Genomic DNA, 24524 nt, shown 5'->3' on the forward strand with positions numbered 1-24524 from the left:
AGCCGGCTCCTACAGGTCCCGTGCAATGCCACGATGGTCCGGTGCAATACCATGCTGTTTGTGTAGGAGCTGGCTTGCCAGCGAAGGCGTCCTCAAACCCGCTACAAAACTCAAGACCGCCTTCGCCGGCAAGCCGGCTCCTACAGGTCCCGTGCAATGCCACGATGGTCCGGTGCAATACCACGCTGTATGTGTAGGCGCTGGCTTGCCAGCGAAGGCGTCCTCAAACCCGCTACAAAATTCAAGACCGCCTTCGCCGGCAAGCCGGCTCCTACAGGTCCCGTGCAATGCCACGATGGTCCGGTGCAATACCGCGCTGTTTGTGTAGGAGCTGGCTTGCCAGCGAAGAGGCCCGCCAGCCCAATACAAAATTCAAGACCGCCTTCGCCGGCAAGCCGGCTCCTACAGGTCCCGTGCAGTGCCACGATGGTCCGGTGCAATACCATGCTGTTTGTGTAGGAGCTGGCTTGCCAGCGAAGGCTTCCTCAAACCCGATACAAAATTCAAGACCGCCTTCGCCGGCAAGCCGGCTCCTACAGGTCCCGTGCAATGCCACGATGGTCCGCTGCAATACCACGCTGTTTGTGTAGGAGCTGGCTTGCCAGCGAAGAGGCCCGCCAGCCCAACACAAAATTCAAGACCGCCTTCGCCGGCAAGCCGGCTCCTACAGGTCCCGTGCAATGCCACGATGGTCCGCTGCAATACCATGCTGGTTGTGTAGGAGCTGGCTTGCCAGCGAAGGCTTCCTCAAACCCGATACAAAATTCAAGACCGCCTTCGCCGGCAAGCCGGCTCCTACAGGTCCCGTGCAATGCCGGGATGGTCCGCTGCAATACCACGCTGTATGTGTAGGCGCTGGCTTGCCAGCGAAGAGGCCTGACAGGCGACGACTGTGTCGACTGTATATGCGCTACCGCCAGCCGGCTCCTGCAGGATTAGGTTTTCGCTGACATTAGTGCGAAGACAGCATAAATGTTGAACAGATCTTCCTCACTTCGACGCATTACGAGGATCATCATGGCTATCTACATACTCAAGCCCCAGCGGGCCAGTCCCGTAAACCTGCGAAATGTACTCTCCTGATTTTGCCCAATGGAAGTGCGGCGTATTAGCCGGAAGTATCACTACGCTACCCGGCCCATAGGCAACCAGTTTGTCCGGATCGAAAACCGTACCGAAGCCAATGTAGAAAACACCGGCCATGACGGTGTAGATACGGTCTTCGGGATGGGTATGGGGCATCAATCGGGTGCCATTGGGCACTTTGACTCGTACAACATAGGGTGCTGGCTTGCTCGGGTCGCCGGCGATGACAGCCAGTTTTACTTCCTTTGGGAATGCGGCAAAGCTGCGCCATTCCACGTTTTCATTATGCAGGGCACCGATTTTGTCGAGTGGCAAGGGTTGTGACTGAACAGAGGATATGGCCGCGCTTGTGACAAGAAGTGCTGCCAGGGCAGCCGTTTTCATAATGTTTTGAACCATAAGAGGCACCTTGACTACGCCATAAACAAAAATTGTCCGGCCGACTCTATGGGTGATTGGCATCAATGATAACGGTGTGATCGCGCATTACAGTTCATACGCAATGTAATCAATGTTCGGCTCCATACCATCACGCCCGCCACGGGTGGGCTTCTGGCCCCATCAATACCGTCGATGTTCACCATCACGTCAATGAAGTTCTCTTAAAAAATCCACGGCGTAACATCAGCTCCATACCAACCCACAACACCCCGGAGTACACGATCATGAAACGCCAAACTCTCCTCAGCATCGCTTTCTCGGTTTTTGCAGTTAACGCTTTTGCCGCTACCTCTGCTGCGCCTGTCGTGGCTGAAGGTGGCTCGGATCGTCTGATTGAAAGCCGAGTGGCTGAGGGTGGTTCGGACCGCCTGATCGAAAATCGCGTCGCTGCCGATGGTTCGGATCGTCTGCAAGGCAACACCATCGCCGCCGATGGCTCCGACCGTCTGCAAGGCAACACCGTCGCCGCCGATGGCTCCGACCGCCTGCAAGGCAACACCGTCGCCGCCGATGGCTCCGACCGCCTGCAAGGCAACACCGTCGCCGCCGATGGCTCCGACCGCCTGCAAGGCAACACCGTCGCCGCCGATGGCTCGGATCGCCTGCAAGGCAACGCCGTCGCCTAAGCCAATCGCTACATCGCTCCAACAAGAAGCCCGGCCTGATCAGCCGGGCTTTTTCGTGTTCGCTGCGTTGCACCTGTCTATCAAGGCAGCGCATCCACCTTGTTCACCGCCAGTCCCGGCCCTCCCCGGTCGCCAGCATTTTCCATGGCCGCTACCAGGTCCTTGGCGCCCGCACCCCATTTGGAGATGACTTTGAATGTATCGGTGAAGGACACGTCGAGGGGATGCACGCGACTCGGCTCCAGGATGTAGATCGCGCCGGCCAGGGGGGTGGGGACCGAGGGGACGAAGATGGTGTAGCGGCCGTCGTCGAACACTTCGATGATGAACGCCGGGACCAGCGCATCTTCAATCTCGACCAGCGCGGGTTTCCAGACGGTCTGGCGACTGTCCCCCGCGATCTGCTGGGTCAGGCTGCGGAACAATCCGTAACCGGGGATGCGTTCGAACACGCCTGTCTCTACCCGTTTGCGCGCTATCTCGCCCAATCGGGTGCGCAACGCCACGCCGATCAGGAAGCAGATCACCAACACCAGTATCAGGGACAGCAGTTGCTCGGCAGGCAGCCATTCGGGGAGCAGTTTCGTAAACGGTCTGACCAACTGCCCGAGGGACTTCATGCCCTTGAGCAACACCAGGATGGCGAGGTAGATGGGGATGATCACCAGCAAGCCGGCAATCACCCGTTTAGTGAAATACGCAAGTGCCTGGTTCATATGCGCTACCTTTTCTGGATGGGCAGAATGGCCTTGGTATCGACAAGGGTAAACAGCACTGCAGATGTGATGTTTGACGATAGTACGCACCTGGCGCTCCCACAAGGACGCGCCGGTAAAGTTGGCTTGGCGGGATCATTGGCCAGGGAGTCGAAGGTATTGCGGGCAGATTTTTTTTGTTTGCTACTATCAATGGACGGCGTCGAAGCCGAGGTCCGGGGTTTGCCCAGTCGGCCTGCATTTCCCCGACAATGATGCACTTACCGCAAATCTGCCTGACCACAGGGAGCTGTGATGCGCATTCCATTTTTTTACGCGTTGTCAGCGGTCTTTATTCTGAGCGGCTCCCCCTATATCGCGCAGTCAGCGGAGACAGCCGCTACCCCGCCAGCCAACCCACCCAGTGCAGCGCCGGTCGCGGCACCCGCCAAAGACCCCGTATTCACCGAGGAACAGCTGGACCAGATGCTTGCGCCCATTGCGCTTTACCCGGACCCGCTGCTGGCACAGGTACTGATGGCGTCTACTTACCCTGGGGAAGTCGCCGAGGCGGTCACCTGGTCCAAGGCTCATCCTGACGCCAAGGGCGATGATGCGGTCAAGCAAGTGGCGAACCAGCCCTGGGACCCGAGTGTGCAGGCGCTGGTTGCCTTCCCGCAGGTTCTGGCAACGCTGGGGCAGGATCCCGTCTGGGTACAACGCCTGGGCGATGCCTTCCTGGCGCAGCCCGACGATCTCATGAATGGGGTGCAACGCCTGCGTCATCAAGCCCAGGCAGCCGGCAACCTGCAGAGCAACCAGTACCAGAACGTGACGATCCAGAATGTCGCGCCAGCAGCCCCCGCACCGGCGGCCACGACGGCGGCGCCCGCCCCTGCCGAGGCTCCTGCCAGCAGCAGCTCCACCATCATCATTCAGCCCGCCGACCCGCAGGTGGTGTACGTGCCCACCTATAACCCGACAACCACCTACGGCACCTGGGCCTATCCCGCCTCGCCTCCTGCCTACTATCCACCTCCGCCCGCCTATTACCCCGGTCAGGCGCTGATGGCCGGGCTGGCGTTTGGCACCGGGGTGGCGATCGTCGGTGCGCTGTGGGGTGAATGTGACTGGGGCAACAATGACGTCGACATCGACGTCAATCGCTATAACAACATCAATGCCAACAACCGGATCGGCAACGATCAGAACAAGTGGCAGCACAACTCCGCGCATCGCAATGGCGTGCCCTACAGGGACAGCAGGAGCCGCGAACAGTACGGTCGGCAGCTGGACGGTGCCAATCAACGCCAGGCCTATCGCGGCGACAACAACCCCCAGCGCGCCCAGGCGCGTGAAAATGCCCGCAGCTCGATGGACAGGCACGGTATCGAACGCCCCGCCACCAGCAACCTGGAAGCCCGTGACCGGGCGCGCGAAGCCCAGTCCCGGGCATCGGCCGGCAATCGGATGCAGGCCGGGGCAGACAGACCCAATGCGACTGATAGACCCATGGCGTCCGACAGAAGCCAGGGCACTGCCAGAAACACTCGGGAGAATCAGGCGAGGACTCAGCAATCCAGGAATCAGGCAAATCAACGCGTACAGGGCAGCACCCAGGCGCGCCAGACGACGCAAAAACGCCAGACCACAACGGCCGTCAATAAAGGCAGTGCGCGCAACAATGCCTTCGCCGGCGCGCGTTCACCGTCACAAACCAACATTCAAGCCAATCGCGGCCGGGCCAGCCAGGCTTCTTATCAGCGCCCCAACGCCTCGCGAGCCGCCGGCCACCAGATCAGTCGGCCGTCCAGTCCACCAGCGCGTTCAAGGGGGGGCCGCCGTTGAATAACCATCCTCGAGTAAAGGCACGCAAGGGCTTGCTTGTGCATGCCTTGGCGATCACTGTTGGCTTGGCCTGGTCGTGCATCGCGACGGCACAGCAGGAATTTCCAACGCCGGAAAAGGCCGCGCAAGCGTTCGTCGAAGCGCTGGGTACGAAAGCCGCCGATCAGAAACGCCTGACCGAGTTGCTGGGTGAAAACTGGCGCAGCTACATCCCTCGCGACGGCGCGGAGCGCGAAGACGTGGAGGCGTTCCTCAAGCAATATCACCAGCAGCACCAGATCGAAAAAACTGCGGACAACAAGGCGATTCTGTCGGTAGGCAGCGAGCATTGGACGCTGCCTATTCCCATCGTTAAAAGCGCGAACGGTTGGCGCTTCGACCCCAAGGGCGGCAGTGCCGAAATCCGTGCACGGCAAATTGGCCGCAACGAGTTGGCCGCGGTGCAATCGGCACTGGCCTACCACGACGCGCAGATGGATTACGCCTCGGTGGATCGTGACGGTGACGGCGCCCTCGAGTATGCGCAGAATATCTACAGCACCCCAGGCTTGCACGACGGACTCTATTGGGCCGACGACGATAGCGGGCAGATCAGCCCGCTGGGCCCCGAGTTCGGCAAGACCATTGCCGGCGAGCCCTGGCATGGCTACCACTTCCGCATCCTGCTGGGCCAGGGTCCTTCGGCACCGGGCGGCGCCTACAGCTACCTCATCGGCGACAAGATGAGCCGGGGCTTTGCCCTGATCGCCTGGCCGGCTAAATACGGTGAAACCGGAGTGATGAGCTTCATGATCAGTCATGACGGGCAGGTCTTCGAGAAGGACCTGGGACCTGATGGGGAAAAGTTGGCGCAGACGATGAAGCGCTTTGATCCGGATGACAGTTGGAAGGAAGTGCCGGAGGATCAAGACAAGCCGGATTGATTCAAGTCCTGGGGGCGGCGGAGTCGATGAAATCGCTCATCCTCCACGCTTTCGCCGTGTTTTTTCAGCCTCCGCCAGTGCCTGGCGAACCAGCGCCCGCGCCGCCCAGGCACTGGCGTCGAGTGATTCTTCGGTGCTCGCGCCACTGACATCGCGCACGGCGATCAACGCCTCGGTGCCCATGACGATCGACAGCGCCTGCTTCAGGCGTTTACGCGCCTTGGGCGCAAGCACGTCCTTCATCGAGTCGACAATCGGCTCGATGTAGTTCAGCCGTCGGCCCGGTCGCAGGGGTTCGTGGGACTCGTTTTCGAGCCACACCGTCATGAACGAACGCTCCATCACATGCAGGCCGATCTCGTCCTCGATCAGGAGCTTGTTCAACGCGTTCGCCGCCAGGCCCATGCCTTTGACCGGATCGTCGCCCGGCCGCCAGATGCGCTCCAGCGGCGGCATGTCACGATCAGCCGCCGTCTCGCTGATCAACGCCTCAACCGTGGGGAAGTAGCGATACGCCGTGGCGCGCGAGACTTTAGCGCGCTCGGCCACTTGTGCCACCGTGGGCTGCTGGCCCTCGTCGCGCAAGGCGACGGCGGCCTCGATCAGCGCCTGGCGGGTGCGCAGCTTCTGGTTGACGCGACCTTGTGAATCGCCGTCGGCGACCGACGGGCTTGACTGAGAGCTGGACATGGAATAAATGATACCTTGTCTTGTTATGAGACTCGTGTCTCATGATAGACCCAAGGCACCGGACCTGCCACCGCCCCTGTGCGCAGCACCTGCGGGCATCACGATTTCAGGGATTTTCCAGCAACTGAGCGCGCCTCAGGGCGCTTGAGGTCAATGCCATGAATCACACTCCCCGTTCGCGGACCTGGTTTCGACTCGCCGCCCTCTACTTTGCCCTTGGCGTGGTGCTGGGGGTAGCAATGGGCGCCTCCGGCGATCACTCGCTGTTCGCGGTACACGCCCATATCAATCTGTTGGGATGGGTGTCGATGGCCCTGTTCGGCGTCATCGCCACGCTGCACCCGGGCATGAGCGAAGGGCGCGCTGCCGCCGCGCAGTTCTGGACCTACAACCTCGGTGTGCCGCTGATGCTGGGCGCCCTGACCCTGCGCCTGAAGGGCTTTGCGGCGTTCGAGCCACTGATTGGCGTGGCATCGATCCTGATTGGCTTGAGTGTGCTGTTGTTTGCCTGGCTGGTGTTCTCGCGCATCGGTGTTGCCGCCGGGTACTTGAGTCGAGCGCCAGGCGAATCGAACTTGTCATGACGCCGGTGACCGGCGCGTCACCCGGCCGCTGACCGGTGCCGTTTTATCCGGTACATATCGTCATCCGCATGGCTGAGTAGCGTATCGGCATCCTCCCCGTCCGCGGGATAACAGGCGATGCCGATACTGCAGGACGGCATTTTGACTGCGCCGGATTCAGCGTCCGGTGGCTCGGCCATGATCGAGAGAATCTGCGCCACTTTCTCGAAAACGGCACCCTCGGACGGGATGTCCGTCAGCAGTACAGTGAATTCATCACCGCCCATCCGCGCCACCGTGTCCGTCTCTCGCACGCAGCCTTCCAGCCGACGCGCAATCGTGCACAGCACACGATCGCCCGCTGCATGGCCATGGACGTCATTGATGCCCTTGAAGTCGTCGATATCCACAAACAGCAAGGCCAGCGTGCTGTTGTGCCGGCGCGCCGCGCGCAGGGCCACGTCCAGGCGGTCATTGAACAGCGCCCGGTTGGCCAGGCCTGTCAGCGGATCATGATGGGCAAGGAAACGCAGTTCCTCCTCGGCTTGCCAGAGCGCCGTCACGTTGCGCGCGACACCGATCCGCGCCCCCACCTCCTCGGACCAGAAGGCAGCCCACAGGATGTGCACGACGCCGCCATCCTTGCGGATATAACGGTTGCGGAAGTCGAAGTGAGGCTGGCCATTCATGACCCGGACGATAGAGGCCCGTGTGGCCGCCAGGTCGTCAGGATGCATATAGTCGGTGATCGGGGTACCGGTCAGCTCGTCGGCACGGTAACCGAGCAGCGCCTCGCAGGCATCGCTCACGAATACGATCTGGTTATGCCTGTCGACCACGAACACCGTGTCCAGCATCAGATGGATCAGTTTGGGGTAGAGCGCTTGCAGGTCAACGGGCATAGGTCAGGGAAGTCCCGGTTCATATAGCCCGATCATGCCTGATCGCGAAGGTAGGCCGCTAGGGCCTTGTCATTCCGATTGCCTGCGCCAGGTGGCGGGTGACGCGCCGAACTGGCGCTTGAATGCGCGACTGAACGCCGCTTCGGATTCGTAGCCCACGGCAAAGCCGATTTGCGCCACATTGCCGCGTCCTTCGCGCAGCTGTTGAGCCGCCACGTGCAGGCGCCAGAGCGCCAGGTATTGCATCGGTGGCTGGCCGACCAATGCGGTGAATCGCTGGGCGAATACCGAGCGCGACATGCCCACTTCCAGCGCCAGCGCTTGCGCCGTCCAGCCATCGGTTGGACGCGAATGGAGCAGCGCCAGTGCGCGCCCGATTTGCGGGTCTCGCAGCCCTGCCAGCCACCCGCTCCGCTCGGCCGGGAGGCTGGTGACATACTGGCTGACCGCTTCGACGAAGAGCAATTCCGACAGCTTGGCGATGACCGCTGTCGAGCCGACACGCCCCGCCGCGATCTCGCTGACCGCGAAACGGAACGAGCTTTCGATCCAGGCCCCTGAAGCCGTTGCGCGCACGTCCAGTTTCAATACCGGCGGCAGCGACGAAAGCAGCGGGTTGAATGGGGTTTGCGAGCCGAGGAAGCCGCACAGCAGCTGCGTGGCTTCACCGCCCCCGCCGTATTTGATTCGTGAAATGCTGCCAACGTCTGGCGGCTGGATGACTTCGCGCGCGGGCATGGGCGCAATGCCCAGGTCGCTGCCAAAGGTATGAACGTCGTTGCGAGGAAGCAGAATGAGTTCGCCTTCGCGAACGTCGAGAGTGGCGCCATCGCCAATGCGCAATTGCATGTGCCCCACGGCGACAAAATGCGAGGCAATGATATGTCGAGGGGCCGCCAGGTACGGCAGGCAATCGTCCGCGGAAAGGCTTCCATTGACGCACCAGGGCGCAGTGAATTGCGCCTCGAGAAAGACCCCTCCAGACAATCGGATCACACGCAGGACATCAGAAAGCGCATCGAGCAATTGCCAGCCCTCCGTTCCGGAGTTTCGAGCAGGTAATCCGGCGCACCGGTCATTCTTCGCCTGAACCGCGAGGCCTAGATTAGCACCAACGCGGACCCATTGGCGCCGACGTCAACCCGGACCGCCCCATTGCAACTCGACCAGAGAAGCCGGAGATCGATATGAATACCGTCGCGACCCTACCCACCCCTGATTCGGCCAACGCCGCCCGTTACGCGCAGATTGTCAGATCATCGAAGAAAGCCGAATGGCAGATCGATCGCGATTTGCTCCGGGACCGGCATTTCGACTTCTCGCGCAAATTCCTGCCCGACGGCCTGTCGCAAATCGAACGCCTGACCTTCCTCGCCGCGGATGAGGCGCGCTTGCTCAGCCAGATCCAAGGCCGAACCTATGCGTATCTGTTTGGCCTGGTCGAGCGTTTCATCAGCGCCAAAATGCTCGATCAAGGTCGTGCCCATGTATTTGACGATCAACTCGCACTCGAAGCGCTGGTGCGTTTTTCCAACGATGAGATCAAGCACCAGGAGCTGTTCCGGCGCATCGAGACGATGATGGCTGGGCAATTGCCAGTGGGCTATCGTCAGGTGGCCGATCCCAACGAAGTGGCGCGCGCGGTACTGGCGTCCAGCACCTGGTCGGTGCTGGCGCTGACCTGTCATATCGAGCTGTTCGTGCAAACCCACTACGCCAAAAGCATCGCCCCGCGCGAGGAGTTATGCCCACTGTTCAAGGACGTCTTCAAATTCCATTGGATGGATGAAAGCCGCCACGTCGTGCTCGATGAATTGGAGTGGAAGGCGGAGCACGAGAAACTTTCGCCGGCCGAATGCGACCAGGCCGTGAACGACCTGATAGCGCTGGTGGCGGCCGTCGACGCTATCCTGCAGGCCCAATCGGCATCCGATGCCGACTACTTTACCCGCAATGTTTCGCGCTCATTGAGTCTCGATCAGGCAGCGCAGATCAAAACCTGCGTGCTGGGTGCCTACCGCTGGCAATACATTATTTCGGGCGTGCAACACCCTCACTTTGTCCGGCTGCTGACGCACATGACAACGCCCGCTCAGATGGCGAGGATTCAGAGCGCACTAGCACCCATCTTCAGCCATTGATCGAGTATGGCAGCCATGACGATACCGATGTGGATGTTGCTTGGATTTTCGTGTGCCAGTCTCTGGTTCATGTCTGCCATGTGCAAACCAATAGGTTCGTAGCGGTTCGGTTTACCTTCTACTTCGTTCAGTTGGTCTGTTTTCTCGCGCTCATGGTCATAGCCGCCTGGTACGCCGCATCAAGCACCACCTGAACCCAGTCCATGGCCTGCGCAAGTTGCCCAGGCCACAGTACTGGACGGCTTGTCTGATGCCCCCTAGCCAGCACTGATGTTGCCGCAGAAAAGCGCGCGGCTGCCGTCTGCCGGGCTGGTGCGAACCAGCAAGGCATAGCCGCCCCTGGTCAGTTCACTCAACGCCACCGGTGCCTGGGCCCAATGCTGGGTACGCGGGGCCAGCGAAGGATAGTCGACGCTGTTGGCCTGACGGGTCTCGTACGCCGGTTGTGCTCCCAGTTGCTGGCACGAGCCTGCGTAGATAGCGGTGTCGAGACGGCTGGATACGGCCATGTCGTGGGGGACCCCACCGACGGTGAGCCAGATGCTGGTTTGGGTGCCCACCGGGCTGAGGGTGGCTCGAGCGATATGTTCTGCGTTTTGCGGGGTAGCACCGAGGGGGACATCGACAACTTCGGTTCTGCTCGCGCAGGCTGAAATCGTCCCAACCGCCACTACCAACGCCAGCCAAGATGCTCTGTTCATCACAGGTTTCCTGATTTGAGATGCGTTGATGTCATCCCCCTTGTGAAGTCTAGTGGCCTGCTCCGGACGCGGGCGCTGGCTGATGGGTGGTCATCGCAGGCGTTGATTGCCCGCGAAAAACGTTAAGGCAGCGCAACAGGGCCGGTGAAAATCTGCCGCTGGTCGCAAGGCCATTGTTCTGTAGATTCAATATACCTATCTTTTAATCTACAGACGCAAGGACAGGTAATCTATATGGCCGTCGCTACCCAGCCCCGATCGTTCAGCAAAACCCAGTGTGTCACCGGCCTGCGCGCCGCCGTGGGCATTCTGGAAAAATGGCGCGCCAGCAGCGAGCAGGCCTGCCAGATCCTGCGCATTTCCCGCAGCACCTACACCCGCGCGCGCCAGCATGACCCGGACTGGGCGGTGGCACTGGATGCCGATCAGATGCAGCGCATCAGTTTCGTACTGAACATTCACGCCACATTGCGCCTGGTGTTCGATAACCCGGACAACGTCTATGGCTTCGTGTCGATGACCAACGACAACGAGTTTTTCAATGGCCGTTCACCGCTGGCGATCATGGCCCAGGGCGACATGATTTCCCTGTACGAGACCTTTCGACGCATCGATATGCTGCGGGGCGCGTTATGGTGAAGTTGAGCGCGCTGGCGGTGTTGGCCGGACAGGCGTTGCAGGCTTATCGATTGATCAATTCGAAGTTTCCGCCGATTGCATTGTTCGATGACGTGGCCAGCGCGGATGAGTTCGAGGTGCTGTTCGAGATCCAGGCACTGACCAATCCCCGGCTGAAGAATGAGGTCGGTCAGCTTGAGCTGATCCCGCGGGGCGAGATCCCGTTCGGGATTGTCGGCTGCTCGTACGCCACCGCACCTTTTACCCACATCAACCCGGCGGGCTCGCGGTTCAGCGATGGCAGCTTTGGGGTGTTGTACCTGGCGGATTCGATGGAAACCGCGCTGGCCGAAGTGCGCCATCACCAGGGCCTGTATTGGTCGAAGGTGCCGGGCCTGAACTATGAGCGGTTTGTGTTCCGCGGGCTGTCGTGCTCATTCATGGATACCGCAATGAAAGACGCCACCGCCCTGCCGATCAACGATCCGGTGTATGCGCCTGACGATTACAGCCACTCCCGCGCACTGGGCCAGGCAATTCGGAAGACTGGATGCCCTGGCCTGCGCTATCGCTCGGTGCGTTTGCCGGGCAGTGTCTGCTGGGCGTTGATGACGCCCCGACCCGTCTCTTCAATCATCCAGACCGCCCACTACGAGATGGTCTGGAACGGCCAGATTACCAGCGTCAGCCAGATCAGCGAGGCCTGAGACCAGGCCGCGACCTGAGTCTGCAGGCTCGATATCAGTACCGGGCCATAGTTGCTTGAGTGGGGGTCCTGGCAAATTCATCGACCCGAGCATGGGTCTGATCGCCCATGGCGGTTGCCATGGGTCCAGTGACACCCTGATGACACCGCACACGCTCGTGGGTATTCAAGCGCCTACAGACAGCAAGTTCTGCCGATCCGGCAAAAACACGAAGCCGAAATCTCCACATCCGCCCGGGCCAGGGCCAGGTTGAGGCGAACCTGCGCAGCGGCCGCTTCGGCATCGCGACCCAGTCGCTTCAAACACTCCACGTAGCCGTGCAGGCTCCACACATTGTCCAGGTGCCAGGAGGCGCGACTGAGTGTGTTATCCAGGCCCAGGTCGGCGCGGTAGGCGTGCAAGGCTTCTTCTACCCTGCCCTGCTCCAGCAGCAGCGCGCCCAGTGCGTGGCGTACCGGTTGCATCCAGCCCCAGGGCTCGTCGTATGGCAGGTGATCGTCCAGCGATTGCGCCTCGCGCAGGTGGGCGAAGGCTTCGTCGAAGTTACCCTTGCGGTATTCGATTTCGCCCCGCAGCATGCCCGCGGCCACGGCCAGGATATCGTTGCATTGGTTGTTGAAGAGGTAGCGTGTGTCCGGCACCCGGGCCCAGGCCTCGAGGAACAGGTGATGCTCGGTTTCGGCTTCGGCGACCCGCCCGCAGGCCGCATGGGCCACGCCTTTGGCGTAGTGCAGCATGGCCGTGGTCACGCAGTACAGCGCCTGGTCGGCGGGCAGCGGCGTGGCGAGGATGTCTTGCCATCTGCCGAAGCGGATCTGCACGTGGAGCTTCATCGACACGAAGCTTTCGAGCCAGTCGGCCATGGGCGGTTTTTCCACCCGCAGGAGGTCTTCGATGAGGGTATCGGCCAGTTGATCGGCGGCCTCCAGGGCCGGCTGGTACTGGCCGAGGAACATCGCCGAATAGAGTTTGAAGTGGTAATTGTGGCTGCGGTACAGGGTGTAGAAATTGATCGGGCCCTCCTTAGCCAGGTACAGGCTGTCGGCCTGGATTGCCCGGTGATTGGTGATCATGGCCCCGCGGTAATCGCCACAGAGCAGGTCGATGTGCGACGGCATATGGCGTAAGTGTCCGGCATCCGGCACCAGGTCGCGCAGGACATCGCCCGCGCGTAAGGCGCGTTCCGGGTACGGCGACATTTCCATCGTGTGGACGTACATGTGCAGCACGCCGGGGTGCGGTGCATCGCCCTGTTGCTCCATGCGTTGCAGGGCCCGTTCGAGTACGGCCACCGTCTCAAGGGTGTCGGCACCTGCTGCCGGCTGGCCAGTTTTCAGGTCCCACAACTGCCAGGGCGTGCGGTCGATCAGCGCTTCGGCGAACAGTGTCACCACGTCGGGATCGTCGGGAAAGCTGCGATAGACATCGCGCATGGACGCCGCATAGGCATCGTTCCAGGTGAAAAGCTCGTCAACGCTGCTCGCCTGTTCAGCTTGGTAGCGTTGCTGTATCGCGTGGATCAGGGCCTGTTCCACTGGTGTCGTGCCGTCAAGGTGCACCAGCGCGATTTGTGTCGCCAGTCGTGCCTGGGCCACGGCCTCCTTGAGCTCTTGCTCGATGAAGGCGTCCCAGCGTTTGTTGTAGTTGGGCCCCGAGGCATAGGCGATGCCCCAGTAGGCCATCGCGCAGTCGCGATCGTGTTCCAGGGCTTTCTGGAAACAGCGGATGGCTTCGTCATGGTTGTAGCCGTAGCACCACATCAGGCCGCGGTCGAACCAAAGCTGGGCCTGGGTTGAACTCGTCGTCACGGGGCGGCTGTAGGTGCCCAGATCGTAATAGTCGTGCATCGGTTTATCCTCTCGATCAGAGTGCGGAACCTGCGAAAAACCAGCATACCCCTGCGCACCTGGCCTGGCGCCATAACCGACGACAGGCTGCGTCGGTGCAATCGATCCACTGCGTTGCAGGGCTCTTCACCTGGTTGCTGATCGACTATCCTGTGGCCCCGGTTCTACCCGTGCCGCCATTCCACCGGAGACACCATGCCGCCCCTGACAGCCCGAGAGGTTTACCAGCAACTGCGCGATGCCGCCCTGGGCCTGCGCCCGCTCAAGTGCCTTGATCAACGATCCAGCCCGATGCAGGTGGATATCGAGGGCTGGCATTTGAGCCTGGATGTCGACGGCACCCACCTGCGCCACTGCCAGCATTGCCAGAGTCCGGACGGCCGAGCGTTCGACGGTGGGCCGCATTTCGGTACTGACCCGGTGAGTTTGCTCAGCACCTGGGAGCTGGCGCAGATCGAGCGGTTGCTGGTTGGCGACTGAGTTCGGGCCAGGGCAACGCAAAAGTGCTCGTTGAACTATCGTTCATCTGACTCAGCTGTGATACATAAGACCGGATGCGCATCCCGAACCCATGAGGTTGCTTATGTTCCACAGCCCACGCTTGCCGCAAGCGCTGACTTGCTCGTTGTTCGGCTTATTCGCCAGCGTCGCCAACGCCGCCTTGCCCACCCCGGCGCCCGAATCGCTGCAGCCACTGCTGAACACCATCAACGAGCGCCTGAATGTTGCCAACCTGGTGGCGCTGACCAAATGGGACACCGGCAAACCGATCCAGGATACCGCCCGGGAAACCCTGCTCATCACTCTTGCGAGGAAGCAGGCCGTCGCAAACAACGTCGACCCGGATGAAGCCGCCGAACTGACCGCCGCGCAGATCGAAGCCAACAAACTGGTGCAGTATGGACTGATTGCGCAATGGCAAGCAGCGCACAAGGCGCCCGACCTGCCACGGCCGGACCTGAACCAGCTGCGGGCAAAGCTGGAAGAACTGCAAGTGCGTCTGTTGCATCAATATGCCGATTTCGTGCCCTATCGCGTCGACCCCAATTGCCCGGAGTGGCTGGCTGAGCAGCGCTCCGAGCTGATCAAGGATGCCCTGCATGGCCAGGCATTGATCCGTGCGACGGGGGAGTTGTGCGTCACGGATTCATAGGCGCCCTCGCCTGCCGCCAGACACACTTTGCACAACAACAAAAAAACAGGAGTTGATCATGTCTGAACTGCAACTGCACCCCAAAGCCGCGCAATCCTTGAACCTGTGGCACGCGATGATCCGCACCGGCGACTTGCAGCCCTTGCCTGCGCTGCTGGACCCACAAGCGGTGTTCCGCTCACCGATGGCGCACACGCCGTATCCGGGTGCGCCGGTGGTTTCGATGATCCTCAACACCGTGTCCAAGGTGTTCGAAGACTTCACTTATCATCGCGAACTGGTGAGTGCCGACGGCTTGAATGTGATCCTCGAATTCAGCGCGAGAGTCGGCGACAAGGAATTGAAAGGCATCGACATGATCCGCTTCAACGAACAGGGGAAAATCGTCGATTTCGAAGTGATGGTCCGTCCACTCAGTGGCTTGCAGGCGCTGGGCGAGGAAATGGGCCGTCGCCTCGGTGCCTACCTGGCCGCCAGCAAAACCTGATCATTGCCGCGCACCTGTAGGAGCCCGGCTTGCCGGCGAAGGCGTCTTTGAAATGTGCATTGAGCTTCGGGCCTTTTCGCTGGCAAGCCAGCGCCTACAAAGATTTTGCGCAACGCGTGCAAGTGCGCAAGCCGAGCGTCGGTGGCATCATCAGCCGCTTCGAAGGTTTCGATGCCGATGGTGAACGGGTCATCCCAGTTGTTCGGCGTGCCTTGGCCGAAACCGCCACCGTCCTGATCGACTAGGGAAGCGTCCTGATGCGTATCAAATCACTGCTGGCCTGCGCCGGCGTGCTCCGGAGCCAGATGGCCATGGCCGACGCCCTGGCCACGCTGGCGAAGGCGCTCTATCCGTCGGCACAGGTGCAGGCTGCCGGACTCCAGACAACAGAGCGCAACCGGTGACGGCCATCGTTCGGCCGCGGCCGATGTTGATTGCCCTGGGTCTGGTATTGGCGCTGGTGTTCTGGCTGTCCCTGGCCCTGGGGCCGGTCAGCCTGCCGCTGGGCGATACCTTGCTGGCCGGGCTGCGTCTGCTCGGATTGCCGGTGGATGGCGGCGACAACCAACAGGCCGAGCTGATCCTCGGTCAGATCCGCCTGCCGCGCAGTCTGCTGGGCATCGCGGTCGGCTCGGTACTCGCGCTGTCCGGCGTGGCCATGCAAGGGTTGTTTCGCAATCCGCTGGCGGATCCGGGGCTGGTTGGCGTGTCCGGCGGCGCAGCGCTGGGCGCGGCGGTCGCGATTGTCGGCGGCAGCCTGATGGGCGGTTGGCCGCCGGCCATCGAGCCGTACCTGTTGTCGGTGAGCGCCTTCGCCGGCGGTCTGATCGTCACGGCGGTGGTGTATCGCTTCGGCCGCAGCGATGGCCAGACCAACGTCGCCACCCTGCTCCTGGCCGGCGTGGCGATGACGGCCATGGCCGGGGCCGGGGTCGGCCTGTTCACCTACCTGGCCGATGACGCCACGTTGCGCACCCTGACTTTTTGGAACCTGGGCAGCCTCAACGGCGCCAACTATCCACGCCTGTGGCCGTTGCTGATCGTGGCGGTGGGCGTGGCGTCGTGGTTGCCGCGTCGCGCTGCGGCGCTCAACGCGATGCTTCTGGGCGAGTCCGAAGCCCGTCACCTGGGCTTCAATGTCGAGCGGATCAAGCTTGAGCTGGTGTTGTGCACGGCGCTGGGCGTCGGAGCCGCGGTGGCCGCGGCAGGCCTGATCGGTTTTATCGGCCTGGTGGTGCCGCACCTGATGCGCCTGCTGGTCGGGCCCGACCATCGGGCGCTGCTGCCGGCGTCATTGCTCGCCGGTGCCAGCCTGTTGTTGCTCGCGGATCTGGTCGCCCGTTTGCTGCTGGCACCCGCCGAGTTGCCGATCGGTATCGTCACCGCGCTCATCGGTGCACCCTTCTTTCTCTATCTGCTGGTACGGGGGCGCTCCTGATGCTGCGGGCCAACAACTTGTTGGTGCGGCGCGGCAGTCGCACGGTTCTGGCAGACATCGATATCGAGTTGCGTCCAGGTCAAGTCCTTGGCGTGCTGGGGCCCAACGGCGCCGGTAAAAGCACCCTGCTCGCCGCCCTGTGCGACGAGCTACCGGCCAACAAAGGTACGGTCAGCCTCGATGAGCGTGCACTCGCCGACTGGCCGGGTCAGGAGCGGGCCAGACGCCTGGCGGTATTGCCCCAAAGTTCAAGCCTGAACTTCGCCTTCTCGGTGAATGAAGTGGTGGCCATGGGTCGCCTGCCCCATTGCAGCGGTCGTGTGCGCGATGCCGAAATCGTTGCTGAAGCCCTGGTTGCCGCCGACGCCTTGCACCTGGCGGAGCGCAGTTATCTGGCGTTGTCCGGTGGCGAACGCCAGCGCGTGCACCTGGCGCGGGTGCTCGCGCAACTGTGGCCGGGGGCCAAGGGGCAGACCTTGCTGCTCGACGAACCGACCTCGATGCTCGACCCGCTGCACCAGCACACCATTCTGCAGGCGGTGCGGGATTTCGCCGGGCGCGGTGCGGCGGTGCTGGTGATCCTGCACGACCTGAATCTGGCGGCACGGTATTGTGATCAGTTGCTGCTGTTGCATGAGGGGCGCACGCACGCCTGCGGTCCTCCGGATGAAGTCCTGACCGCCGAGGCACTGCAAGCCGTTTACGGGTTGCAAGTGCTGATCCACCGGCACCCGGAACGCGGTCATCCGTTGATTATCGCGCGCTGACGCCCATCCACCCCCCAACAAGGAGAGCCGATGCGCATCCTGCTGATATGCCTGGCCAGCCTGCTGGCTGCCTGCCAAGTTCATTACGTCGCACCGCCACCGCCTGCGATTGCCCCCGAAGGGCGGGCTCACGCTGATCTCGGGGTCATCCGCGAACTCGCCAGCGGGCGCACCCTCACCCCGCACGCATTGGTCGAGCGCCTGGCGGCTGCGCCGCGGGTGCTGGTCGGTGAACAACACGACAACCCCGATCACCATGCCTTGCAACTGTGGCTGCTACGCCAACTGGCGGCGCAACGTCCACAAGGCAGCCTGTTGATGGAAATGCTCAACCCCGACCAACAGGCAAAAGTCGATGCAGCACAGGCCGCCATCCGTGCCGGTCAACCGCCGGCCGACCTCTATCAAGCGCTGTCCTGGCAAGCCAATTGGGATTGGGGCGTTTACGGTGCATTGGTGACTTACGCCCTGCGCCAGCCCTACCCTCTGCTGTCGGCCAACCTCGATCGCACGCAGATCATGCAGATCTATAAACAACGTCCGACGCTCAGCGGCGAGGCGTCCACCACCCAACAGGTGCAAGCGACATTACTGGACGACATCCGCGAGTCCCATTGCGGCATGCTGCCCGAAGCGCAGATGCCGGCGATGCTCGCCGTGCAACAGCAACGCGACCGACGCATGGCCGAGCGCTTGTTGGCGGCGCCGACGCCAGCCCTGTTGCTGGCCGGGGCGTTCCATGTGCGCAAGGACCTGGGCGTGCCGCTGCATCTGAAAGACCTCGGCGCTGGCCAGGGCAACGCGGTGTTGATTTTGGCTGAAGTGGGCAGGACGGTGGCGGCCGACAGTGCGGATTACGTTTGGTACACGGCGGCGCAGCCGGAGCAGGATCATTGCGCGCAATTTCGCCGATAAAAGATCCATCGATCGACGTCTTGATCTTCAAGGCACCTGGAACGTCTCAATATAAGCCAGCAGATCATCGATTTTTTCCCGATCGCTGATCCCCCAGAAAATCATCCGCGTACCCGAGACCACGGCCTTCGGGTCCTCGATGTACGCGGCGAGCTTTTCCCGGGTCCAGACGATGCCGGAGGACTTCATGGCATCGGAGTATTGATAGTCCGTGGTGCTCCCGGCGGTGCGCCCGACAATGCCGTTGAGCTGCGGACCAAAAAAGGGCCGCGCGCCCTCGCCGATCTGATGGCAGCCGCCGCACACCCGCTTGAACAGTTTCCCACCCGCCTCGGCATCACCCTGGGCGTTCGCCTGCATGCCGAACAAACCCAGGCTCAGGGCAAGGGTCATCATCGCTGTTTTGTTCATCAAGCCAATACCCACGCAAAAACGGCCGCCATTTGAGCATGATCCGGCCTCGCGCGAAACGAACGCCTGCCGTCCATCCCGCCAAAACATCGCGCGGTTATCCCCGCCTAGACTGGAAAGTCATTCCATCTCCACCAGATGGCCGCAACAGAGGGAGACAAACATCATGAAAATTGTCGTGATCGGCGGAACCGGGTTGATCGGCACACAGCTCTGCGAGCGGCTGCGCGAGGGTGGGCATGATGTCCTGCCCGCCTCGCCGAAATCCGGGGTCAACGCGGTGACGGGGGAAGGCTTGCAGGCGGCCCTGCAAGGCGCCGACGTGGTGGTCGACGTCGCCAACTCGCCCTCGTTCGAAGATGCCGCCGTGCTCGAATTCTTCGAAAAATCGGGGCGCAATCTCGGCGCCGCCGAGAAGGCCGTCGGGGTCAAGCACCACGTCGCGCTCTCGGTGGTAGGTACCGAGCGGATGCTCGAAAGCGGCTACTTCCGCGCCAAGATGGCCCAGGAGGAATTGATCAAGAAAGCCGGCGTGCCCTACTCGATCCTGCGCGCCACGCAGTTTTTCGAGTTCATCGGCGCCATTGCGCAATCCGGTGCCCAAGGCGACAGCGTTCGCCTGACGTCCGCCGCCTTGCAGCCCGTTGCCTCGGCCGACGTCGCCGCGGCACTGGCAACCCTTGCCGTGGCGGCCCCCACCAACAAGACCTCGGAAGTGGCCGGTCCGGACAAGCAGCCACTGGCCTCGTTCGCCAAAGCCTGGCTGCAACACAACCAGGATCAGCGAAAAGTGATCATTGACGACAACGCCGGCTACTTCGGCGCGATCATCAACGACCAGTCACTGACCCCGACCCCGGGTGCCAATCCGATCGTCGGCAAGACTCACTTCGATCAATGGCTCAAGAGCGCCGGCGCCTGACAGTCAGCCCACTTCATCAGGAGTGTCCCATGCGAACCCATGTTCTCCTCGCCTCGCTTGCACTGTCCCTTTCGCCCCAGGTCCTGGCCGCCGACGCGCCGCACCCGGACGTCAAGGAGGTGTCGGTCACCGCCCTTCCCGATTACCCCGGCAAGGAAGTGCTGATGCTCACCGTCGAGTACCCGCCAGGCGGTGCCGACCCGGTTCATCGGCACGACGCGCACGGTTTCATCTACGTGCTCGAAGGCTCCATCGTCATGGGGGTCAAGGGTGGCAAGGAAGTCACCCTGATGCCCGGGCAAAGTTTCCACGAAGGCCCCGATGACATCCATACGGTGGGCCGCAATGCCAGCAAGGACAAGCCAGCGAAATTTGTCGTCTTTCTGCTGAAGGACCAGAACAAGCCGCCGGTCCTCCCGGTCGAGTGATTCACCTGCAGAAAAATCCGGAACCCTGTGAAGGAGTCCGGATTTTTATAATGCCTCAAGTCAGTCCTGGAAATCGGTAGACAGCGCCAACTCGTTCCACTCGGCCAGTTCCTGGGCGACAAAGCGGTTTTTCGCTTCTATGCGCGCGATGGTATCGCTGCCCAGTGCCAGACGCTGTGGCGGCTTCGGCGCGTTGACCAGGGCCAGCATGGCTTCGGCGAACTTCACCGGGTCACCGGGCTGGGCATGGTTGGCGGCCTCTGCATGCTTGCGCATGGCGCCCACGGTGTCGTCGTAGTCCGACAGCTCGAGCGCGGTCTTCACCAGCGACTGCTCGTCGAGGAAGTCGGTGCGAAAGAAGCCCGGCTCGACCACCGTGGCGTGGATCCCCAGCGGCGCCAGTTCCTGGTGCAGCGCCTCGGTGATGCCTTCCACCGCGAACTTGGTGGAACCGTAGACACCCCAGCCCATGTAGGCCTGGTAGCCGCCAATGGAAGAGATGTTGATCACATGCCCGCAGCGCTGGCGACGCATGTGCGGCAGGACTGCACGGGTCACGTTGAGTACGCCGAAGACGTTGGTGGCGAACAGGCGCTCGGTCTCGCTGGCGCTGGTTTCTTCCACCGCGCCAAGCACACCGAACCCGGCATTGTTGATCAGCACATCGATCCGCCCGAAACGCTTGATGCCTTCTGCCACGGCCTGATGCGCTTCGGCTTCGCGGGTCACGTCCAGACGCACGGCCAGCAGGTTTGGATGATCGCCCAGTCTGGCGGTGATTTCTTCGGGTTTACGGGCGGTGGCAATCACCGCGTCGCCGGCTCGCAGAGCACGTTCTGCGATGAGAGTACCAAAACCACGGGAAGCCCCAGTAATGAACCAAGTACGCATTTCAACTCCTCCTGTCAGCGACCCGAGCGTTATTGCCGGGCTTTCTTGATGAGTTGACGCAACTTTAAATCTGCCTTACTGATGTGATAATCCCAGCAATTTTGCATGACTTTGTGAAAGGCATTCACATATGAAGGCACCTTCGGCGGCAGACCTCTCGACCTTCCTGTGCGTGGCCAACCATCTGAACTTCAGCCGGGCGGCGGTGGATCTGGGGCTGACGCCTTCGGCGCTGAGCCATGCGGTGCGCACCCTGGAGAATCGGCTCGGTGTGCGGCTATTCAACCGCACCACCCGCAGCGTCGGCCTGACCGAAGCCGGCGAGCGTCTCTTTGCGCGATTGAAACCGGCCTTTCGCGATATCGACGATGCCCTGGAAGACCTCAACCATTTTCGCGACAAACCCTCGGGCAACCTGAGAATCACCGCCGGTCGCCAGGCCGCCGAACTGGTGCTGCTGCCGCTGGCCAGCAGGTTCCTCGACGCCTATCCGGACGTGAAGCTGGAGATCGTGACGGACGACGCGCTGGTCGATGTGGTGGCGCAGGGATTTGACGCCGGGGTGCGCTTCGGCATCCGGCTGGAGGCGGACATGGTCTCCCTGCCGATTGGCGGCACCCTGCGCTCCGTGGTCGTGGGCTCCGCGGAGTTTTTCCGCAAACATCCCGTACCGCAGAAACCCGAAGACCTGCATGGCCTGCCGTGCATTCGCCATCGTTTCCCCAGTGGCACCGTGTATCGCTGGGAGTTCGAACGCGGCGGGATCACCCAGGAAATCGAAATCGACGGCCCGCTGACCTTGGGTGACGTGAGCCTGATGGTCGCCCCGGCGTTGCAGGGCGTCGGCATGGCCTACGTCTTCGAGGACATGGTCAAGGCACAAATTACCGACGGCAGCCTGGTCCAGGTGCTGGGCGACTGGTGCCCCTACTACCCCGGCCTGCACCTGTACTACCCAAGCCGACGGCATGTGCCCGCAGCGCTCAAGGCTTTCATCGAGTTTGCCCGTGCTACTCGGGCGGGCAATCCATTGTAGGAGCCGGCTTGCCGGCGAAGGCGCCCTTGAACACAGCGTTGATCATCTGGCCGCCTTCGCTGGCAAGCCAGCTCCTACAGTAGATTGGGGCCAGAAAATCGCTCTGCGCCATGGCGTCCACCAGGCCTGTTGTCTACCATCGACGGCGAGAACGTCATAACCCAGTCTGTGAGAAAAAACCGATGGTCACCTGCTACCTGAAATATGTGCTGGACCCGTACAAGCTCGAAGCCTTCGAACACTACGGCAAACTGTGGATTCCGCTGGTGGAGAAATTCGGTGGCCAGCATCACGGCTATTTCCTGCCGTCCGAAGGCGCCAACAACATTGCCCTGGCAATGTTCACCTTCCCGAGCCTGGCGGCCTACGAAACCTATCGCCAAGCGTCGATGAACGACCCTGAGTGCATCGCCGCCTTCAAGTACGCGGAAGAAACCCGCTGTATCCTCAGTTATGAACGCACCTTCTTCCGGCCGGTGTTCGGTGAGCCGAAACACAAACCCGCCTGATCGTCATCAATGATAATGCCGCCGACCGGGCGGCATTTTCTATTAGGCGAACAGGGGGGTCACATCGTAATAAAACGTCGGATGAATGGTCAGGCAATACCCGGCGAGTTGCTGTTGATGGGGCTAGCGTTATAAGTCCGCATCACCAACTCGGCATTCTTCCAGCGGTGACCTCCCATGGAAAAGTTCGCCCCAAAGTTGCACACCGTTCTTGCCCTGATCATCGGATTGAGTACAGCAACAGCGGCACAGGCCGATGAGGCCTACGCCAAGACGTTGCTCAAGAAGATGTCTGACTATATGTCAGCGCAAAAAAATATATCGTTCAACTACGACACCATCCTTGAAGTAGTCACTAAAGATAAGCAACGACTGGCCTTGGCAGGTTCCGGCACACTCGCTCTGACTCGGCCTGACAAGTTGCGCAGTACCCGCGCCAGTGGTTTTGCCGACCTGGAGATGGTGTTCGATGGCAAGACCCTGACCCTGTTGGGAAAAGGCAAGAACATCTACACCCAAGTGGAAGTCCCGGGCACGCTGGATGATCTGTTCGATACCCTGCGGGACAAATACAACCGGCCGCTTCCCGGCGCTGACCTGCTCATGTCCAATCCCCAGGATCAATTGATGGCGGGCGTGACCGACATCAAGGACCTGGGCAGTGGCGTCATCGGCGGTACCGAATGCGATCACCTGGCGTTCAGGAAAAAAGAAGTTGATTGGCAGATATGGATCGCCCAGGGCGACAAACCCTACCCTTGCCGTTATTCCATCACGTCAAAAACCATTGCCGGCAGTCCGCAATACAGCATCCAGCTCAGCGACTTTAAAAGTGGCGATGCCGCGTCAGCAGATGACTTCGCCTTCAACAACTCGACCAATGCCCAGAAAATCGATCTGAAGGACCTGCCCAACGCCGAGGACCTGCCCGGCAACTTTGTGCGAGGAAAAACCAAATGAACCTGTTGATCAAATCCTGCGGATTTTTGCTGGTGGGACTGGTAGCGGTGTGCGCGCTGGAGCTTGGTGAAACCTTGTCGATCCCGGGCGTGCACAGCGTTATTTCGCAAGCCGAGGCGGTGGTCGGGCGTCCCCTCACGCCAGTCAGCGTTGCCGGTGTCGCGAGGCGCTCGGCGCGGCGCGATTAACCTCGATGCAGTAGTCAGCCTTCATTAGTGATCAACGCTGCAAGTCCAGGCAATAGGTGTAGTAACCCGGATCACGCACGTAACCCAACGACTCATACAACCGCTGGGCGCTGTGGTTATCAGTCGCGGTTTCCAGGGTCACGCCCTTGGCGCCCATCAACCGCGCGAAGTCGCGGGCGGTGTTCATCAATAGCGTGCCAACGCCTTGGCCCCGGGCGGCGGGCGTGGTGAACAGGTCGCCGAGCAGCCAGGTGCGGTGCGCGTCTATGGAGGAGAAGGTTGGGAACATCTGCACGAAACCCAGGGTTTCGCCCTTGCTGTCCTCGGCGAAAAAGATCACCGACTCGTCGCGGGCGATGCGTTCGGCGATGAAGTCGCGCGATTGGGGAAGGTTCGACGGCTGGCCGTAGAAGCCGCGATAAGCGTCGAATAACGGGGCGATTTTTTCGATGTGCGAGGCGTCGGCGCGCAGGGCCTGGATTGGCATGAGGGGGCTCCATTGCGGTCTTGGGGAATTACAGCCTAGCAACCACAACGAAAAAATTCCTCCACACCCCCTGTGGGAGCGGGCTTGCTCGCGAAGGCGGAGTGTCAGTCGACATATTCATTGACTGACACTCCGTCTTCGCGA

At 61.3% G+C, this 24524-nt stretch carries 31 protein-coding genes and 1 pseudogene; 22 read left to right on the top strand and 10 right to left on the bottom strand.

The genetic code is table 11. The features are described 5' to 3' along the window. Positions 1-990 precede the first annotated feature (990 nt). Positions 991-1485, bottom strand: coding sequence for a cupin domain-containing protein (locus NQL71_RS28900; protein ID WP_077186017.1), 495 nt, complete (start codon positions 1483-1485; stop codon positions 991-993). Positions 1486-1751: 266 nt separating this feature from the next. Here NQL71_RS28900 and NQL71_RS28905 point away from each other — a divergent pair, with 266 nt between their 5' ends. After that, positions 1752-2153, top strand: a complete 402-nt coding sequence (locus tag NQL71_RS28905) for a hypothetical protein (protein WP_274643733.1) — start codon at positions 1752-1754, stop codon at positions 2151-2153. Between the two features lie 80 nt (positions 2154-2233). Here the strand turns inward: NQL71_RS28905 and NQL71_RS28910 are convergent, their stop codons facing one another. Beyond that, positions 2234-2869, bottom strand: coding sequence for a DUF502 domain-containing protein (locus tag NQL71_RS28910; protein ID WP_046817642.1), 636 nt, complete (start codon positions 2867-2869; stop codon positions 2234-2236). Positions 2870-3163: 294 nt separating this feature from the next. On the opposite strand from NQL71_RS28910, the gene NQL71_RS28915 reads away from it, so the two are divergent. Continuing rightward, positions 3164-4696 carry a DUF3300 domain-containing protein gene (locus tag NQL71_RS28915; protein ID WP_274643734.1) on the top strand — a complete coding sequence of 511 codons (1533 nt, stop codon included), beginning with the start codon at positions 3164-3166 and terminating at the stop codon, positions 4694-4696. Further along, positions 4693-5619 carry a DUF2950 domain-containing protein gene (locus NQL71_RS28920; RefSeq protein WP_178134551.1) on the top strand — a complete coding sequence of 309 codons (927 nt, stop codon included), beginning with the start codon at positions 4693-4695 and terminating at the stop codon, positions 5617-5619. Before NQL71_RS28915 ends, NQL71_RS28920 begins: the two co-directional genes overlap by 4 nt. Positions 5620-5655: 36 nt before the next feature. On the opposite strand, the gene NQL71_RS28925 is transcribed toward NQL71_RS28920, so the two are convergent. Then, positions 5656-6309 carry a TetR/AcrR family transcriptional regulator gene (locus tag NQL71_RS28925; RefSeq protein ID WP_274643735.1) on the bottom strand — a complete coding sequence of 218 codons (654 nt, stop codon included), beginning with the start codon at positions 6307-6309 and terminating at the stop codon, positions 5656-5658. A 158-nt stretch (positions 6310-6467) separates the two neighbouring features. On the opposite strand from NQL71_RS28925, the gene NQL71_RS28930 reads away from it, so the two are divergent. Next, positions 6468-6893, top strand: coding sequence for a hypothetical protein (locus NQL71_RS28930; RefSeq protein ID WP_274643736.1), 426 nt, complete (start codon positions 6468-6470; stop codon positions 6891-6893). Positions 6894-6910: 17 nt separating this feature from the next. Here the strand turns inward: NQL71_RS28930 and NQL71_RS28935 are convergent, their stop codons facing one another. Further along, positions 6911-7774, bottom strand: coding sequence for a sensor domain-containing diguanylate cyclase (locus tag NQL71_RS28935; RefSeq protein WP_274643737.1), 864 nt, complete (start codon positions 7772-7774; stop codon positions 6911-6913). Between the two features lie 69 nt (positions 7775-7843). Continuing rightward, a complete protein-coding gene (locus NQL71_RS28940) occupies positions 7844-8800 on the bottom strand; it encodes an AraC family transcriptional regulator (RefSeq protein WP_046817648.1) in 957 nt (318 codons plus the stop codon). 161 nt (positions 8801-8961) lie between these two features. On the opposite strand from NQL71_RS28940, the gene NQL71_RS28945 reads away from it, so the two are divergent. Beyond that, positions 8962-9915 (top strand): hypothetical protein, encoded by a 954-nt coding sequence (locus NQL71_RS28945; protein ID WP_046817649.1) that lies wholly within the window; start codon positions 8962-8964, stop codon positions 9913-9915. A 50-nt stretch (positions 9916-9965) separates the two neighbouring features. Then, positions 9966-10109 (top strand): annotated as a pseudogene (locus tag NQL71_RS28950) (MAPEG family protein); the annotation flags it as partial. A gap of 63 nt (positions 10110-10172) precedes the next feature. On the opposite strand, the gene NQL71_RS28955 reads toward NQL71_RS28950, so the two are convergent. Next, positions 10173-10616 (bottom strand): hypothetical protein, encoded by a 444-nt coding sequence (locus tag NQL71_RS28955; protein ID WP_274643738.1) that lies wholly within the window; start codon positions 10614-10616, stop codon positions 10173-10175. Positions 10617-10850: 234 nt separating this feature from the next. On the opposite strand from NQL71_RS28955, the gene NQL71_RS28960 reads away from it, so the two are divergent. Further along, entirely contained in the window at positions 10851-11255 is a 405-nt protein-coding gene (locus NQL71_RS28960; RefSeq protein WP_046817652.1) for an antitoxin Xre-like helix-turn-helix domain-containing protein, read from the top strand. Further along, positions 11249-11941, top strand: a complete 693-nt coding sequence (locus tag NQL71_RS28965) for an RES family NAD+ phosphorylase (protein WP_046817653.1) — start codon at positions 11249-11251, stop codon at positions 11939-11941. The genes NQL71_RS28960 and NQL71_RS28965 overlap by 7 nt, the downstream gene beginning before the upstream one ends. Positions 11942-12114: 173 nt before the next feature. Here the strand turns inward: NQL71_RS28965 and NQL71_RS28970 are convergent, their stop codons facing one another. Further along, positions 12115-13788, bottom strand: a complete 1674-nt coding sequence (locus tag NQL71_RS28970) for a tetratricopeptide repeat protein (protein ID WP_274643739.1) — start codon at positions 13786-13788, stop codon at positions 12115-12117. A 195-nt stretch (positions 13789-13983) separates the two neighbouring features. On the opposite strand from NQL71_RS28970, the gene NQL71_RS28975 reads away from it, so the two are divergent. From NQL71_RS28975 to NQL71_RS29010, 8 genes are all read left to right on the top strand, one after another. Continuing rightward, a complete protein-coding gene (locus NQL71_RS28975) occupies positions 13984-14268 on the top strand; it encodes a DUF7693 family protein (RefSeq protein ID WP_166620892.1) in 285 nt (94 codons plus the stop codon). A 103-nt stretch (positions 14269-14371) separates the two neighbouring features. Further along, the gene (locus NQL71_RS28980) at positions 14372-14941 is read left to right on the top strand and encodes a chorismate mutase (protein ID WP_077186011.1); all 570 of its coding nucleotides are present in this window, start codon (positions 14372-14374) and stop codon (positions 14939-14941) included. 58 nt (positions 14942-14999) lie between these two features. Next, positions 15000-15428, top strand: a complete 429-nt coding sequence (locus tag NQL71_RS28985) for a nuclear transport factor 2 family protein (RefSeq protein ID WP_248687903.1) — start codon at positions 15000-15002, stop codon at positions 15426-15428. A gap of 29 nt (positions 15429-15457) precedes the next feature. Beyond that, on the top strand, positions 15458-15673 hold the full coding sequence (locus NQL71_RS28990; protein WP_046817658.1) for a hypothetical protein: 216 nt from the start codon (positions 15458-15460) through the stop codon (positions 15671-15673). A gap of 12 nt (positions 15674-15685) precedes the next feature. Next, positions 15686-15832, top strand: a complete 147-nt coding sequence (locus tag NQL71_RS28995) for a hypothetical protein (protein WP_160309954.1) — start codon at positions 15686-15688, stop codon at positions 15830-15832. A gap of 23 nt (positions 15833-15855) precedes the next feature. Then, a complete protein-coding gene (locus NQL71_RS29000) occupies positions 15856-16866 on the top strand; it encodes a FecCD family ABC transporter permease (RefSeq protein WP_274643746.1) in 1011 nt (336 codons plus the stop codon). After that, positions 16866-17633 (top strand): heme ABC transporter ATP-binding protein, encoded by a 768-nt coding sequence (locus NQL71_RS29005; protein ID WP_077186008.1) that lies wholly within the window; start codon positions 16866-16868, stop codon positions 17631-17633. The genes NQL71_RS29000 and NQL71_RS29005 overlap by 1 nt, the downstream gene beginning before the upstream one ends. A gap of 30 nt (positions 17634-17663) precedes the next feature. After that, positions 17664-18548: a ChaN family lipoprotein gene (locus NQL71_RS29010; protein ID WP_274643740.1), complete on the top strand. Its 885-nt coding sequence runs from the start codon at positions 17664-17666 to the stop codon at positions 18546-18548. 27 nt (positions 18549-18575) lie between these two features. Here NQL71_RS29010 and NQL71_RS29015 read toward each other — a convergent pair whose 3' ends face one another. Then, complete coding sequence (locus tag NQL71_RS29015; protein WP_274643741.1) at positions 18576-18959, bottom strand: c-type cytochrome; 384 nt, start codon at positions 18957-18959, stop codon at positions 18576-18578. A gap of 166 nt (positions 18960-19125) precedes the next feature. Here NQL71_RS29015 and NQL71_RS29020 point away from each other — a divergent pair, with 166 nt between their 5' ends. Beyond that, a complete protein-coding gene (locus NQL71_RS29020) occupies positions 19126-19881 on the top strand; it encodes an SDR family oxidoreductase (RefSeq protein ID WP_274643742.1) in 756 nt (251 codons plus the stop codon). Positions 19882-19910: 29 nt separating this feature from the next. Next, entirely contained in the window at positions 19911-20309 is a 399-nt protein-coding gene (locus tag NQL71_RS29025; RefSeq protein WP_046817664.1) for a cupin domain-containing protein, read from the top strand. Between the two features lie 60 nt (positions 20310-20369). Here NQL71_RS29025 and NQL71_RS29030 read toward each other — a convergent pair whose 3' ends face one another. Beyond that, positions 20370-21200, bottom strand: a complete 831-nt coding sequence (locus NQL71_RS29030; RefSeq protein WP_046817665.1) for an oxidoreductase — start codon at positions 21198-21200, stop codon at positions 20370-20372. 130 nt (positions 21201-21330) lie between these two features. Here NQL71_RS29030 and NQL71_RS29035 point away from each other — a divergent pair, with 130 nt between their 5' ends. The 4 genes from NQL71_RS29035 to NQL71_RS29050 all read left to right on the top strand — a co-directional run bounded on the left by NQL71_RS29035 (position 21331) and on the right by NQL71_RS29050 (position 23893). Then, on the top strand, positions 21331-22236 hold the full coding sequence (locus NQL71_RS29035) for a LysR family transcriptional regulator (RefSeq protein WP_274643743.1): 906 nt from the start codon (positions 21331-21333) through the stop codon (positions 22234-22236). Between the two features lie 182 nt (positions 22237-22418). Next, complete coding sequence (locus NQL71_RS29040) at positions 22419-22745, top strand: NIPSNAP family protein (RefSeq protein ID WP_046817667.1); 327 nt, start codon at positions 22419-22421, stop codon at positions 22743-22745. A 177-nt stretch (positions 22746-22922) separates the two neighbouring features. Continuing rightward, the gene (locus NQL71_RS29045; protein ID WP_274643744.1) at positions 22923-23705 is read left to right on the top strand and encodes a DUF2092 domain-containing protein; all 783 of its coding nucleotides are present in this window, start codon (positions 22923-22925) and stop codon (positions 23703-23705) included. Next, positions 23702-23893, top strand: coding sequence for a hypothetical protein (locus NQL71_RS29050; protein WP_248687908.1), 192 nt, complete (start codon positions 23702-23704; stop codon positions 23891-23893). Before NQL71_RS29045 ends, NQL71_RS29050 begins: the two co-directional genes overlap by 4 nt. A gap of 31 nt (positions 23894-23924) precedes the next feature. Here the strand turns inward: NQL71_RS29050 and NQL71_RS29055 are convergent, their stop codons facing one another. Continuing rightward, positions 23925-24380: a GNAT family N-acetyltransferase gene (locus NQL71_RS29055; protein WP_166620885.1), complete on the bottom strand. Its 456-nt coding sequence runs from the start codon at positions 24378-24380 to the stop codon at positions 23925-23927. Positions 24381-24524: the final 144 nt, after the last annotated feature.

The organism is Pseudomonas serbica, assembly GCF_028823535.1.
Taxonomy (GTDB): Bacteria; Pseudomonadota; Gammaproteobacteria; order Pseudomonadales; family Pseudomonadaceae; genus Aquipseudomonas; species Aquipseudomonas serbica.

What these genes read in the sequence shown, in the direction of transcription:
- NQL71_RS28980 (WP_077186011.1), top strand. Translation starts at nt 14,372, where the DNA reads ATGTTCCACAGCCCACGCTTGCCGCAAGCGCTGACTTGCTCGTTGTTC.
- NQL71_RS28900 (WP_077186017.1), bottom strand. Translation starts at nt 1,485, where the DNA reads ATGGTTCAAAACATTATGAAAACGGCTGCCCTGGCAGCACTTCTTGTC.
- NQL71_RS29010 (WP_274643740.1), top strand. Translation starts at nt 17,664, where the DNA reads ATGCGCATCCTGCTGATATGCCTGGCCAGCCTGCTGGCTGCCTGCCAA.
- NQL71_RS29025 (WP_046817664.1), top strand. Translation starts at nt 19,911, where the DNA reads ATGCGAACCCATGTTCTCCTCGCCTCGCTTGCACTGTCCCTTTCGCCC.
- NQL71_RS29000 (WP_274643746.1), top strand. Translation starts at nt 15,856, where the DNA reads ATGTTGATTGCCCTGGGTCTGGTATTGGCGCTGGTGTTCTGGCTGTCC.
- NQL71_RS28970 (WP_274643739.1), bottom strand. Translation starts at nt 13,788, where the DNA reads ATGCACGACTATTACGATCTGGGCACCTACAGCCGCCCCGTGACGACG.
- NQL71_RS29015 (WP_274643741.1), bottom strand. Translation starts at nt 18,959, where the DNA reads ATGAACAAAACAGCGATGATGACCCTTGCCCTGAGCCTGGGTTTGTTC.
- NQL71_RS29005 (WP_077186008.1), top strand. Translation starts at nt 16,866, where the DNA reads ATGCTGCGGGCCAACAACTTGTTGGTGCGGCGCGGCAGTCGCACGGTT.
- NQL71_RS29030 (WP_046817665.1), bottom strand. Translation starts at nt 21,200, where the DNA reads ATGCGTACTTGGTTCATTACTGGGGCTTCCCGTGGTTTTGGTACTCTC.
- NQL71_RS28945 (WP_046817649.1), top strand. Translation starts at nt 8,962, where the DNA reads ATGAATACCGTCGCGACCCTACCCACCCCTGATTCGGCCAACGCCGCC.
- NQL71_RS28915 (WP_274643734.1), top strand. Translation starts at nt 3,164, where the DNA reads ATGCGCATTCCATTTTTTTACGCGTTGTCAGCGGTCTTTATTCTGAGC.
- NQL71_RS29055 (WP_166620885.1), bottom strand. Translation starts at nt 24,380, where the DNA reads ATGCCAATCCAGGCCCTGCGCGCCGACGCCTCGCACATCGAAAAAATC.
- NQL71_RS28985 (WP_248687903.1), top strand. Translation starts at nt 15,000, where the DNA reads ATGTCTGAACTGCAACTGCACCCCAAAGCCGCGCAATCCTTGAACCTG.
- NQL71_RS28905 (WP_274643733.1), top strand. Translation starts at nt 1,752, where the DNA reads ATGAAACGCCAAACTCTCCTCAGCATCGCTTTCTCGGTTTTTGCAGTT.
- NQL71_RS28935 (WP_274643737.1), bottom strand. Translation starts at nt 7,774, where the DNA reads ATGCCCGTTGACCTGCAAGCGCTCTACCCCAAACTGATCCATCTGATG.
- NQL71_RS29020 (WP_274643742.1), top strand. Translation starts at nt 19,126, where the DNA reads ATGAAAATTGTCGTGATCGGCGGAACCGGGTTGATCGGCACACAGCTC.
- NQL71_RS29035 (WP_274643743.1), top strand. Translation starts at nt 21,331, where the DNA reads ATGAAGGCACCTTCGGCGGCAGACCTCTCGACCTTCCTGTGCGTGGCC.
- NQL71_RS29045 (WP_274643744.1), top strand. Translation starts at nt 22,923, where the DNA reads ATGGAAAAGTTCGCCCCAAAGTTGCACACCGTTCTTGCCCTGATCATC.
- NQL71_RS28930 (WP_274643736.1), top strand. Translation starts at nt 6,468, where the DNA reads ATGAATCACACTCCCCGTTCGCGGACCTGGTTTCGACTCGCCGCCCTC.
- NQL71_RS28960 (WP_046817652.1), top strand. Translation starts at nt 10,851, where the DNA reads ATGGCCGTCGCTACCCAGCCCCGATCGTTCAGCAAAACCCAGTGTGTC.
- NQL71_RS28955 (WP_274643738.1), bottom strand. Translation starts at nt 10,616, where the DNA reads ATGAACAGAGCATCTTGGCTGGCGTTGGTAGTGGCGGTTGGGACGATT.
- NQL71_RS29040 (WP_046817667.1), top strand. Translation starts at nt 22,419, where the DNA reads ATGGTCACCTGCTACCTGAAATATGTGCTGGACCCGTACAAGCTCGAA.
- NQL71_RS28965 (WP_046817653.1), top strand. Translation starts at nt 11,249, where the DNA reads ATGGTGAAGTTGAGCGCGCTGGCGGTGTTGGCCGGACAGGCGTTGCAG.
- NQL71_RS28925 (WP_274643735.1), bottom strand. Translation starts at nt 6,309, where the DNA reads ATGTCCAGCTCTCAGTCAAGCCCGTCGGTCGCCGACGGCGATTCACAA.
- NQL71_RS29050 (WP_248687908.1), top strand. Translation starts at nt 23,702, where the DNA reads ATGAACCTGTTGATCAAATCCTGCGGATTTTTGCTGGTGGGACTGGTA.
- NQL71_RS28910 (WP_046817642.1), bottom strand. Translation starts at nt 2,869, where the DNA reads ATGAACCAGGCACTTGCGTATTTCACTAAACGGGTGATTGCCGGCTTG.
- NQL71_RS28975 (WP_166620892.1), top strand. Translation starts at nt 13,984, where the DNA reads ATGCCGCCCCTGACAGCCCGAGAGGTTTACCAGCAACTGCGCGATGCC.
- NQL71_RS28995 (WP_160309954.1), top strand. Translation starts at nt 15,686, where the DNA reads ATGCGTATCAAATCACTGCTGGCCTGCGCCGGCGTGCTCCGGAGCCAG.